Annotated in this window: 6 protein-coding genes; 3 read left to right on the top strand and 3 right to left on the bottom strand. The window is 63.7% G+C overall.

What is annotated here, in order from left to right; genetic code table 11:
- Positions 1 to 89 precede the first annotated feature (89 nt).
- The 3 genes from ACWDX9_RS26305 (at position 90) to ACWDX9_RS26295 (ending at position 2498) form a co-directional block, all read left to right on the top strand.
- On the top strand, positions 90 to 656 hold the full coding sequence (locus ACWDX9_RS26305; RefSeq protein WP_449958278.1) for a hypothetical protein: 567 nt from the start codon (positions 90 to 92) through the stop codon (positions 654 to 656).
- Positions 657 to 1113: 457 nt separating this feature from the next.
- Positions 1114 to 1980 (top strand): ParA family protein, encoded by an 867-nt coding sequence (locus tag ACWDX9_RS26300; protein WP_449958276.1) that lies wholly within the window; start codon positions 1114 to 1116, stop codon positions 1978 to 1980.
- The gene (locus tag ACWDX9_RS26295; RefSeq protein ID WP_449958274.1) at positions 1977 to 2498 is read left to right on the top strand and encodes a hypothetical protein; all 522 of its coding nucleotides are present in this window, start codon (positions 1977 to 1979) and stop codon (positions 2496 to 2498) included. The genes ACWDX9_RS26300 and ACWDX9_RS26295 overlap by 4 nt, the downstream gene beginning before the upstream one ends.
- A 721-nt stretch (positions 2499 to 3219) precedes the next feature.
- On the opposite strand, the gene ACWDX9_RS26290 is transcribed toward ACWDX9_RS26295, so the two are convergent.
- From ACWDX9_RS26290 to ACWDX9_RS26280, 3 genes are read right to left on the bottom strand one after another with little or no spacing between them, the layout of a single operon-like run.
- Positions 3220 to 6207, bottom strand: a complete 2988-nt coding sequence (locus ACWDX9_RS26290; protein ID WP_449958271.1) for a DUF499 domain-containing protein — start codon at positions 6205 to 6207, stop codon at positions 3220 to 3222.
- A gap of 49 nt (positions 6208 to 6256) precedes the next feature.
- Complete coding sequence (locus ACWDX9_RS26285; RefSeq protein WP_449958268.1) at positions 6257 to 9001, bottom strand: hypothetical protein; 2745 nt, start codon at positions 8999 to 9001, stop codon at positions 6257 to 6259.
- Positions 8998 to 12264 (bottom strand): helicase-related protein, encoded by a 3267-nt coding sequence (locus tag ACWDX9_RS26280; protein WP_449958266.1) that lies wholly within the window; start codon positions 12262 to 12264, stop codon positions 8998 to 9000. The genes ACWDX9_RS26285 and ACWDX9_RS26280 overlap by 4 nt, the downstream gene beginning before the upstream one ends.
- Positions 12265 to 12678: the final 414 nt, after the last annotated feature.

Genomic DNA, 12678 nt, shown 5'->3' with positions numbered 1-12678 from the left:
AGCGGGAAAGGGGGCGCGAAGGTGGGCTGCCTCAGCAGCAGACATGATTGACAGGTCGGCCTCGAGGGGATGTGTATCCCCCCAGTAGCGTGGAGATCGATCCGGGACAGGTTTGGTCGTGGCAGCAGTCGAGCGGCGGCGCTTTGATCCGGAGTTTCGGGCTGGGGCGCTGCGTATCGTCAAGGAGATCGGCAAGGCCCGTGGCCCAGGTGGCACGGGATCTGGGGATCAACCCGTACACGCTGCACAATGTCGCGGCACGCATGGCCGAGCTCGGCCTCATCGTATGGAGACGACGCAAGCCGCAGCTGCTCACCCGGCAGGGCAAGCGGCCGGCCGCCCCGGATCTGGTCCGGCAGTGGTTCGCCGCGGTCGCGCCGGACGTGCTGTGGTGCGGCGATGTGATCGCGATCGACACCGATGAGGGCAAGCTGTATCTGGCAAACCGCACACCGCGTCTGGCCAACTCTCCCCCGCTGGGGAAGGGGAGAGTGCCCCACCGATCCCAGATGTCGAAAGAGGCAGCAAGGCAGCCCGACAACGCCGTAGTCGACGTGACCTTTGGAAGCATCTCTGCAGGAGAGTACGGGCGATATTGCTTGCTCGCTACGCATGACCTGCAAGGATGCAATGCGCGACCCTTTCCGTTTGTATGATCATCCCGTACTGTCCCACACCTTCGAGATGGCCGCTGGAGAGCTCCAGGCGGTTTTCGGGACATACCGGAGCCTCCATCGAGCAGCGCAACGCACCTGTGTGCACTACTACCGGCAGCGATCGACCGTCCATTGATCCACTCGAGCGTCTGAGTCATCCAGTCTCCATGAAACCCTTGACGAGAGGTGTGAACGCCGTCCACACTTGCCGGTGTGAACGCTGTCCACACTTCATCATGTTGTCTTCGTTCACGAAGGGTCGATCGAGATGGATCAATCGTCCGACGAGCTGGTGGGGCTGTACGAGGTCGCCGAGATGGCGCGTGTCAGCCGTACCGTCGTCGCCAATTGGCGCGCACGCGACCCACGGTTCCCCCAACCGATCGCGGATCTACGCAGCGGCCCGGTGTTCCGAAGGACCCAGATTCGCCGTTACCTCAAGCGGAGGAAGACACACATGGCGCACGTGATCGCGACGATCAACCTCAAGGGCGGCGTGGGCAAGACCACGACTACGGTCGCTCTCGCGGAGTTCTTGTCATCGGAGTTCGGTAAGAAGGTCCTAGTCATCGACCTTGACCCACAGACCAACCTAACCACGGTCCTCATCGGGGAGGAGCGCTGGGAGAAGCTCAACAATGCCGGCTACACCCTGCACACCTTGTTCCTCGATGCCCTCCGTGCCGAGGGTGAGCTGGCCCGGTTTGACCTCGATAAGACTCTGCAGCGCGGAGTGTCACCGGTTCGGGAAGTGCGGTCTGTCGATCTGCTGCCCTCGTCTCTTGACTTGATCGACGTTCAGGACCGTCTCGCCTCTATGAGCTCAGGGAGGTTCTACTCCAACAACCCAACCGACCTGCTATGGCGTGCAGTCAAGCGCACCCTTGATGACTACGACTATGTCCTCGTGGATTGCCCGCCGAATCTGGGCATCGTGACTCTCAATGGACTTCGGATCGCGGACGGTTACATCATCCCTACGATCCCCGACGTGCTGTCAACATACGGTATTCCGCAGATCCAAGGCCGAGTCCGCGCCTTCGCCGACGATCTGCAAGAGCCGATCACTGAGCTAGGCATCGTGGTAACGAAGTATCGGAGCCAGTCCACCTTGCACAACAATACGATCCGCCGTCTCCGAGGAGATGACAGCCTCCCGCCCGTGTTCGACACCGTGGTTCCCGAGGCGAACTCCATCGCAGCGTCGGCTGAGCACGCTGAGACCAGTACTCTGCGTCAGAAGTATGGTTACGGAGGGCAGTTCGACGTCTTCAGGGGTCTTGCCCGTGAGTTCATCCAGCAGGTCGACGAGGAGGCCGCGTGAGTGGCGAGGACGCAGCCCAGAACCGCGGCGCCGGAATCACAGAGGAATCGTTGGCTGCGGCTCACGCTCTATCGGAGCTAGCAGAACGTGATCCCAAGCTCGCTGGCCAACTCGCGCGGCTGGTAACAGTAATAGCGGCCGAGGCTGGGCGTTCGGCCCGCATCTCGAAGGCGCTTAGGTCTGCAATGGATCTAGGCGCTGGTCAAGAGCAGCCAGGTGCGGCGAGTCGTGTCCGGCGGCCACATCGCAGAACGCCAGGCGTTCTGGATCCGTTCGCTATCTACGCCGACTCAGGAGAGCAGGGTTTGCGTGATGAACTCACCAGACTCGACCTCGAGCAGCTCCGAGACATAATCGCCGAACACCAGATGGATCATGACCGTCTAGCCATGAAGTGGAAGGACACAGGACGAGTCATCGACCGGATCATCGAGAGGGTCACCGTTCGAGCCGCCAAGGGATCCGCTTTTCGTCCGCTGCTGACAGAGCTGCCCACGGGAGACATCGACTCGAAGTAGTGGAATAGCCTCAGGTTCATGATGTCAAGTCCCACGATGCCCGGGAGGTCGAACCTGGGCGGTGAAGCGTCGATGCGCAGCGGTGATGGTCTTGAGCGCTGCTCGGGTTTCGGGTGGCGCTTGGAGTCGGTCGACCGCGGAGAGCAGGACGAGCAACCGGTCGTGATCTTGGTGTGCAAAGACGGCGATGCGCACGCCGTTGCCGGTTAGAACGTGACGGTTGAGGTGTGGGAGCCGGCGGACCGGCTGTAGGAGAGCGGCGGCCGTATGGCTGGCTCGCACGGCGTGAGCTGCGCGAACGCCCCGTGGGGCATGCGCCCTCCGCAAGATCATCCCGTGCAATGTCCTGCCGTTGACATGAGTTCCTATTGAAGTCCCTGCGTGCAGATGGGCGCTCGCGGTCCGCCCACCACCATCTTGGGGACCATCTCAGTAGTTGATGTAGCGCGAACGCCCTGACCAGAACCTCCGTACGGCATCCCTGGTCAGGGCGCGTGTTCACCTCTCGACATCTCCCGCTGGGTTCCGGGGTTTCTTACGGTCAGGTGCCCTGGATGTGCCCTGCGGGGTCCTTCGGGAGGAAGAGCGGTCTCAACATGAGCGACTACTCCAGCGGTTTACCCGCTCACCGGCCGTCAAGTGGAGATGACCTCCGAAAATCCGCGGGATCACGCTTCTCGTGCCTAAGGCAGACTCTTCCTCCGCGCACTGGACGGGGTCCTCAGATGTCCTTGAAGGTCGCGGTGATCCCCAATTCCTCCAGCCGCTGGCGGAGCTGTCCGGCTGCCTCGGCCTGCAGCACCATCTGGATTGTGCCCTGCAGATAGCTAATCTGTCGTTCGTCCAGCGACATGTAGAAGGCCCGGAATAGTGCGGCGAACTTATCGGTGGCATCACCGCTGGCGAGCAGATTGCTGGTGAAGGAGAAGGCGACCTGCTGATCCTTGGCAGCCGGCTCGGGGTCGTCGCCGCCTCCGCCGGGCTCGAAGGAACCGGTGGTCCCGGTTTCTCCAGGTCCACCCGGGGAACTCGACCCAGAGGTTTCATCGTCTCCGGGATCACCCTCGGTCGCGCACATGCCTTCATGGGCCGGTTGGCCGCACTCTGCGCACACCTTCGGCTGCGGCTTGGCCAATCTCAGGCCCGTGCTTGATAGGTTGACCTGGGCGGGAGCGGTCACCGCCACCTCGACGCCAGCCCCGTCGACGATACTCACCAGCTCGCCGCTGACGGCATCGTAGATCGCCTGCTGAAGGTCCCGGTCGCCGCTGTACAGCAGTGGCAGCCGAGGGGCGCTGTAGAAGGCGGCCCGAATGTCGGAGAGGGTCTTGCCATAGTCCTGCTCGCGCAGGTTGTGCACCAAGGCCCTGGCGCCGAACTCTCCTGCGTCGAAGACCTTGTCCCGATCCGCGAGCCCCTTCCAGACGCTGGTGCCGTCGAGCGCGGTGAGGTTCTCCTCGTCGAATGTCAACTGGTCCAGATACCGGTCCCCATTCGGGTCCGGCTGTGCGAGGAAGACGACGTGCTGGTAGGCCCGCTTGATGGACTTCTCCAACTGCTGCTTGGCGTCGCTGAGTTCTTTGGTGCCGGTGGCCTTGAGCTCGTGGTCGTTCTGGATTTCGGGCGCGGCTAGGGCCCGTTGCCGAGCCAGGTACTCCACCGCCATTCCGCGAGCCAGGCCGCGCCGCTGGGTGTTCACCACCGCGAATACAGCGCTGCTGGCCCACTGCACAGGGAGCTGCTGAGCGCCCTGCCCGATCCCCATCGCGATGGTCAGCGCCTCGATAGTCACCTCCTCCATGCCGTTACGCAGGCTGAACTGCGAGGGGTCGAGCACAAATAGCCGCGTGGTGTAGGCGGTATCCAGGCCGCCCGTGACCAGGACGTCGGCAGCAGGGCGTGTGAGATCAGCGGGGATGAACTTATGGTCGCGAAACGGACCGCTGTTGGCGATCTTCTTGGCGAATTCGGCGACGACTGCGTCCCGCTCGGCAGAGGTGATGGTGCGCCGGATGTTACTGACCAGCATTCGATGGGTCAGACGGGTGGACAGGAAATACCGGGCTGGCTTGTTGTTGCCTTGGCCGGGCACGACGTCGAGCGCGCTCATTCCCCGGTCGGGATGGACCAGGTTATCGACCACGATGTCGGCGTCGGTAACAGTGAAGCGCACGTCCGGGACGGCGGTGGCCGCCTTGACCTCGGGTGCGCTGGCGCCGCGCCCGCGGCCGGGCCGCAGGGTGCCGACGATGCTGGCCAGGAAAACGAACGTGGCCGCACGCTCGGCCGCGCTCGGGTTGGTGTCGTTCCACTGGAACGGGTCGCGCCCGAGGTCCTGCTTCCGGGCAGTACCATCCGTGCCGTCGTGGTTGACGACCTCGATCTCGGCCAGACTCCGGTAGTTCGCGATCGTTCGGTCATCCTCGACCAGACCGCTGCCGAGCAGCGCTTCTCGGACCGTGCTGTCCGACAACGGCAGGTCGCCAGGGCCGATGAGCACAGGCACCCAGCCACCCGACTTGCCGCGCTGTTGCAGCGCGTACACCGTGGCGGCGAAGATCCGGATCGTTGAGCGGACTCGCTGGAACCCGGTGACCTTGCTCCATTCCTCCTTGGCAAGGTTGATCAGCATGGGGTGGAACGGATAACTGGCGGTGACCTCGACCCTCCAGTTCTGCCGCCAGTCTGCTCCGATAGCGTCCCAAACATTCTTGGCCCACGCCTTCTCTCCGTGCACGGGCGTGAAAAGCGCAGCCGTGGCCGCGACCACCTCGTCGGCGGGCTCAGCGTCGAAGAGCCTTCGCCGCAGGATGTCGGCGAAGTCGCCCACTTCGGTGACGGTGGCAGGAAGCCCATTGCGTTCGAGCAGCGTGTTGAGATCGTCGCGGCGGTCTCTGCCAGCCTTGGACAGTGCGGTCTTGTCGGCATCGGAGGCGATCATCACGACGAGCATCGCGACGTGCGGCACGTCGTTGACGACGTCGAGCAGCGCCCGCAGAAAGGCCATGTCCTGGGCAGCCAGCTCGGGCTTGTTGACGCCGTCAAGGCCGTTGCCGACGTAGTCAAGCACCTCATCGACAATGATCAGTACTGGCCGATTCACGGCCCGGATGGCCTCGGAGATCTTGTGTTTGTCGCTCCAGAACGGCAGGTAGCGCTCGTAGAGCGAATAGTCCTTGGCAAACAGCCGCCACAGGAAACGCTCGTAGAGGCTGGAAGCTGGGCCGTCGATCTCCTGCTTCCCCGCACCCGGGGTCATATGGTCGCAGGGCAGCACAACGACGTGCGGGCGCCCAAGATCATTGGGCAACTCCCGCCCCAGCTTGGCATGCGCGCGTTCAGCGACCCGCTGACCGAGCTCAGTACTCAGCAGGATCTCAGGGTTGGCGGCCAAGTGGTAGGCACCGATGCAGGCGTGCGACTTGCCGCCGCCCATGCCCTGATCGAGCCGGGTGACCGCCCGTGCCTTGAGATAGTCGGCGCCGCCACCGACGCGGACGGCGATCTCGGTGAGCAGGTCGATGAGTCGTCCGGTGGGGTGGGTGATCTCCCCGTAGTACCCTGCATCGGCGTACGGCGGTCGATCCGTCCCTTTGCTGTGCACGGCTCCGAACAGCGACATCTGAACGTCGTCGATCTGGCCGGACGCGCTGAGAATCTCCTGGCGAAGCTTGAGGGCCTTCCACCAAGGCGTTACATTCGCCGTCACGGTAATTCTCCTAGTTTGTGCACGTATACGTGGTGGCCGCTCATCGCCGTCAAATCAACCTCAGCTGAGCGTCATCAACCTCTTGGCGGAGGATATCCTCGCGGTTGCTCGCCGCGACTGACTCGGCCGCGCTGCTGATCCCTGTCTTGGTTCGCAGTACGCGGGTAAGCGAGACGGAGTCCGGGTCATTGGCGGGAAGTCGATCGGCAAGGAACTGGATGGCCGACCACAGATGGGTGTCGTCCCCTGTGCGCCCAGAGGCGATCAGTACCTGACCCATAGCCTGTAGCCCTTCCTCCGATGCGGCGGCGAGCGCCAAGGCTACGTCGATGACGGCCGAGTCGCCACTGATCTTACTGACATGATCGCGAGACGTGACGAAACAGACGCCTTTGCCGGCATCGGCCACCAGATCACGGACCGCTGTTAGATCGAGGGAGGAGGCGAGGGCCTGCCACCGCAGCTCGGACTTTGCTTGGGCTTGACGGCCGTACAGTCTGACCCACCACAGCGCGAATCGGGTTCGGGCGTCGAAGGCATCCAAAGGCTCGTGGTTGATCTCGACCGCCATGGCCTCCTGGACTGCTGCACGCGCCAGTGGCAGGAACGTGTAGATGTCGACGGGCTCACCCTTGGCGTCGAGGACCTCGCTGTAGCGGCCGACCGCTTCCATTGCGGGCCCCGCCGCTGCCATCAACATGTCCGCAGGCGCGAGGCCCCACCGCTCCCAGTCGAGGTAGCGCTTCTTAATCTCCGACTTGATCTCGGCTTCGACGACACCCTTCCTGCCCACGGGGCGCCCAGAAGGGGCGGGGCGGCACGCCATTGTCAGGGTCGTGACGATATTGGTGAAGCCAACCTTGCCGCCCGCTTCAGTCTTGGCCGGCCACGCGCCCGTGAGGACGAGCCCAGCGTCGTGGATTGCGGTGAGCAGCCGTTGCCAGACCTCTGGTTCACCGTGGCCGAACACAATGGTGACAACGCCGTCGTGTGCGACGACGCGCTGCGCCTCCCCAAATGCTTTGGTAATCAGGGAGTCATAGTGCTGGCGGTCGCGGTGGTCGCTGTTGCTCGTCCCACCCTTCTTGACGATGATCTCTTCTTGTTTCTCCTGCACACCGAATTCATGTGCGGTCATGCCCAATTCCGGCCAGGAGTCGACGAGGGCGCGTTTGATCCAGACATAGAACAAGTCGCTTGCATCGCTGTAGTCGATCATCGCGTCGTAAGGGGGGTCGGTGACGACAGCGGTGATGCTGCGGTCCCGGAATGGAAGACTGATCGCTGAGCCGCGCGTTACCTCGCAGGGGACGGCATTGTGAAGCGGCATGGTCGTCTCAAGTGCCTTGAGAGTGCCGTCGGCCACAGATGCCCAGCTTCCCGGCCCGTCGGCCAGGCCGACCTCAAAGTAGTCAAACGAGAAGTTGAGGCTCGACTCGGTGGCGAAGAGATCGTTGACCTTGTTGAGTTTGGGATCGAGGGTGCAGCCACGGGTAGCGCGTCGGATCTTCCTGGCCAGAACTGCGGCAGCGTAGCCAGTAAGGGCCCGAATGTAGTCGTCGCTGTTGCCGTTCTTGGCCAGTTCCCTGCCCATGTCGCGGATGCACTTGGCCAACGTGATGAACGACAGCGTCTGGCGGGCGTTCATCATGTCGCCGTAGGTACGGGCACCGTAGACGGTCGCCTGAACGGTCCAGGTATTTCCAGTGGGAATCCGCTCGTCGGGTGCGGCGGCGAGGAACGGCCCAAAGCGGGGCTCTTCGCCCAGAGCGGTCGTGGCGGCTTCGATGGCGTCGAGTTCCTCCCGCTCCAGCGGGCGGTAGGACTTGCCGAGGTCTGGGTCGATGTCAGCGGCGAGTAGTGGCGCGTCTCGCCCCAGATCCTTCTCGAAGATGCGCATCTGCACCTGACGGTCGTGCGCGTGTGTACAGAAGGGGCACACGGCCAGGCGGCCGTTGCTGTCGTACTTGCTCTTACCGGGTGGAACCTGCCGTGTGGGCGCCCGTCGCGGGGAGCCTTCGTGAACTACAACGGACCAGGTGCCGCTTTCGGTGTCTGCGTCGATGTAGTACGACTGTCCGGGGTCGTGGAAGGTTTCCTTCGTGGTGCGGCTCTTGCGCTTGCTCGCCTTGCGCAAATCGAGTTGGCCGATGAGGGGGAAGTACCGCGAGCACTCCTGGCAGGGAATGGTGATCGCCCAGAGGTACCCCCAGGGGTCACGACCCGCGACCTGCGGGTAGTACTGCTTCAGCGCGTCACGGTGGCGTGTGTCGATCTCGCTGAGCACCGCTTCAACATCTTGCACGAGCCGTGGACGGGTCTCTATGAGGGTTGTGCCCTCCTGCAGGTAGGGAATCGCCGATTCGTCATCCCAGGTCCGGCAGGGATAGTCCGTGAGCAGCCGAGAGGCCAGTACAGCAACCGGGCTGTAGTCCAGTGCGTGAGCGCTGATGCCAAGCCGTGCTGCTTCCAGCGGAATCATTCCTCGTCCGCTGAAGGGGTCGAGGGAGCTGGCGCTATCACCCTCACTGTGGACGACCTCGCGCCGGATCTCCTCAGCCTTCGCGTATCGGCCCGTCATCGCCTCGCGGACCAATTCCTGGAGTCGTTGCTGCTCAGCAGGGTCGTCGGGCCAGGGCAGGAGAGAGCAAATGGTCGCTGCCTTGGCTTGGGCGGAGGGACGCTTGGCGAACCAGGTCATCACACCGACTTCGGCGTTACCGCTACCCCATCCCGATCGACTGTTGGCGCTGACCTCTGCACAAGGGAACCATCGTTCGATCATGCGGGTCATACATTGCTCCCAGGTGCGTTCTTGAGGCTGCTGCCGGGGACGCGGAAGATCGCGCTCCCAACCATGTCGTCGGCAAAGAGTGTGGCAGGGTCTTGATAGGCGCCGAAGAAGCGACCCTTCCCATCGTCGCACTGGTCGACTACGTAGAGCCAGTACTCCTTGCGGTGCTGGGTCGCGATGAGCACTTCGTTACCGGTCATCCGGATGCCCTCGCTGGCTGCGCTGCCCAGTACGCCCTTGACTTCGATGTGACGGATCTGGCTGTTACGGCGAGCCTCCAGGTCGTACCCACGGCTTTCGGTGTGGACGTCCTCGACCACCCAACCGTCGTTGACGAGCAACTGCTGGACGTGCCGCATGGAGACCAGTTCAGCGTCGATCTCAGCCTTGACGCTGATATCCGCTGCCGCCAGGACACGCATCCGCCCGACAAGCTTCGGCTCGGTGAGGTGTACGTCCGCGAGACGTTCAAGTTCTGCGAGTCGCTGTGCGGTCTGGGCCTGGAGTTGCCGCCGCAGTTCCAGCCGGGTGTCACGATCGTTGATCGTCTCGGTCAGGCTCAACGGCAGGTTCGTCAGATCCCTGCGCGCCTGGGCGAACCAGTCGGAGCGGACCTTCCGGTGTTCGGCGATGGTCTGCGCCGCCACGATGTTGGCCGCCGCGTCCGCGCTGTTCTCACGCGCTGGATGTGGTGCGGTGCCGTGCTGGTTGGTGGCCACGAGGTTGGCCAGGGCTTCCCATCGAACAGGCCGGGCGTTGCCGCTGTCGTCGACCTTGATCAGGGTCGCCCACACACTGGCCCGCTTGCCGTCGTTCTCCGTCAGTGTCGCCTCGTACGCATAGAGGTCGTAGGGGGTGAGGCTGGTGGGGTCGGCTGTGGCGCCGGACTGATAGAGGTCTTCGGCCAGACGCGCTGAGGCCAGGTCGATCAAGTCCGGAAACCCGGGCTCTCCGGGTCCGAGCGTGATGGTGTCACCGATCTCGATGCTTCCCTCGGCCTCACGCACCGCGTCCCCGCTAGTGGCGATGTGGACCTCGCTGGCACCACCCAGGCTGGGAGGAAACGTGGAACCGCCGGTAAGGGACAGCCGCCGGAACCCGACTCCCGCAGCGGTCGGGGCCGATCGTAGGACTCCGGCGGCCATGAGACGGTCGAGATACGCCTCGACGATGGCCGGGTTGATCCGCGCGAACAGGTCGCGCTGAAGCAGCGTCAGCGCGGCTACCGCATCGACCTGGCTGGCCAGGCGTCGCTCGTTGTCTCGGACCTGCCGGGCCACCCGGGCGAGCTCCTGAGCTTGTACGGCGCGGCCGGCGTCGATCGCCTGCTGCTTCTTGAGCTCATCGTCGCCGTACAAGTCGGAGAGCCATTTGTCGTAGTCGACACCCGTGAGCTCGGCGACCGCAGACAGGCTGTCGAACATCTGGCCGCGCAGCTCGTTCGCCGCGGTGACGAAGTTATCCAGCAGCCGCAGGAGGGTCTCACCCTCACGGGTGTCGGTGGCGACCAAGTTGTAAAGGAAGACGTCGCGTTGCTGACCGACACGGTGGATCCGGCCCATCCGCTGTTCGAGGCGAACCAGAGACCACGGGATGTCGTAGTTGACCAGGACGTGCGCTGCCTGTAGGTCGATGCCCTCGTTCCCGGCGTCGGTGGTGACGATGACCTGGAACTCACCGCGCATGAACGCCTTGCGGACCTCGTCGCGTTCCGGTTTGCTCTGCCGACCCGAATACAGCCGGGCGCTGTAGCCCTGGGCGCCGAGCCGTTCGACGATCCACCCAGCGGAGTCCGCGTATTCGGTGAAGATGACGGCCTGCTCGCCGTTCCCAGGGTGAATCCCGTGCTTGGCCAGACAGTCGTCGTTGAGTCGGCTCCATTTCGAGGGCCGCCATCGAGGATCCCTGATCGTGGCGTCGATCTGATCCGCCAGGCTCTTGATCGCGGTCCGTTCGGCCCTGGAGGAGGTAGAACTGGCGTTGACGATCCTTGCCTCATCCGCCTCGGCTTCGTCGCCGGGGTCCGCACTTTCGGCGATCAGCGCGGCCTCAGCTTCACTCATCGTCCCCATGTGGTCATAGCGCCTCCGTAGGGTCTCGGCGAGGGCGTACAAGCTGGAGGCCGCGCGCTTGCCGTAAACCATGCGGGCGAGCCGCTGCGCGGTCGGCGGAAAGAACTGGTCGACCATCTGCAGAGCAGCCTGGTAGTAGCTGTACTCGATCTGCGACAGCGGGACATTGTGGTTCTGGGCCATGCGGCCCTTGAACAACCTCGTCTTACCGTCGTAGTCGACCAGATCCTCCTTCATTCGGCGGAGGAAGTGGATCGGGCCGGGCCGCAGGGCGCTGAGCTCGACATTGGGATCGCTGCCCGGATCCGGGTAGATCGCGGGGTCGACAAGGTGAAGTAGATGCCGAAAGAGCCATTCCTTACCCCGATGCGGGGTCGCAGTCATCAGAACCGCGCGAGGGGTGTTCTTGGCCAGCAGCCGCCCGACCTGGTGAAATCCGGCCGCAGTCGGCGTCAGCCGGTGCGCTTCGTCAAACACCACCAGATCCCATCCAGCCTTGTCCGGGCGGATGGCGTCTTGGACCGCTGGGTTGACCGCCGCCAGTTCCAGCGACACCACCCACAGGTCGTTGGAGTTCAACGCGTCCTCACGCACGGTGGCCGAGGTGAGCTGGCGTAGCCCGCCGCCCAGGAGACGCTGGAAGTCATCCACCCACTTTGTGGCGAGGTTCGCGGGACACACGACGATTGCGCGCTTGACCAGCCCCAGACGCTGCATCTCCCGGATGTAAAGGCCCGCCATGATTGTCTTTCCGGTGCCTGGCTCATCAGCCAGGAGGAACCGCAGTAGCGGCTGCGGCAGCATCGCACCGTAGACGGCAGTCGTCTGGTGCGCGTACGGCTTCAACGGCGTCGACGCCATCGCGCTGGACTCGGCGTTGGTGGCCGCCGCGTCCATCCACCGGGTCCACATCGCGGCCAGCACCCTGGCGGAATCGGCCCGTCCGTCGCTAACTAGCGGTCGGACCGTGACTATGTCACCAGCCGCGAGATTCACCTCGTGTCGGCGATCCTCGTCATCAACCAGAATCAGGTCCCATGACCCAGGCTTGTCCCCCGCGAGCGCGAACCGGATCGTTGCGAACTCGGGCACCCCGTCCTTCTGAACCCGGACCCGCTGTCCCCGCTCAAACACCACTTCTCCATCAGGTTGCATGCTCATATGCGCGTCTCGTAGCTGTTCCGAATCCATAGGGCCAGCGTCGGCCTCGTGCTGACGACCAACTATCCACTCAAGCGAAACTGTCCGTCGACCTCAAACGAGGCCATGGGTTCCGACATCGCCGACTCCAAGAGATCGCTGCAAGACTCCGTATGGAGGTACGCCAGAAGGGTACTCGTGCAGTACATCCCACGGCGTTACTTGGCCCGCACTCGCTGAGGCCCGCACCACGTCATTCGGTGGCAAGGCCTGACGAAGGAGGGCCGCGGCAGCCGATCGCCCCAGCCCCGTACGGTATAAGCCGAAGTCGGCGATCGTCACGGCAGGGGCCCCTGAATAACCGACTCCCAGGAGAAGATGGAGAGGGCTTATGAGCGCGTGGGCGGCGCTGCCCGCGACCGGCCGAAGAGCCGCAGCGCGGCCAGCGACCGCCCGACGCGCGGC

Source organism: Nonomuraea sp. NPDC003201 (assembly GCF_053590415.1).
The sequence above is the reverse complement of the archived record's forward strand: the minus strand, read 5'-3'. Positions and strand labels throughout refer to the sequence as shown.

What these genes read in the sequence shown, in the direction of transcription:
- ACWDX9_RS26300 (WP_449958276.1), top strand. Translation starts at nt 1,114, where the DNA reads ATGGCGCACGTGATCGCGACGATCAACCTCAAGGGCGGCGTGGGCAAG.
- ACWDX9_RS26285 (WP_449958268.1), bottom strand. Translation starts at nt 9,001, where the DNA reads ATGACCCGCATGATCGAACGATGGTTCCCTTGTGCAGAGGTCAGCGCC.
- ACWDX9_RS26280 (WP_449958266.1), bottom strand. Translation starts at nt 12,264, where the DNA reads ATGGATTCGGAACAGCTACGAGACGCGCATATGAGCATGCAACCTGAT.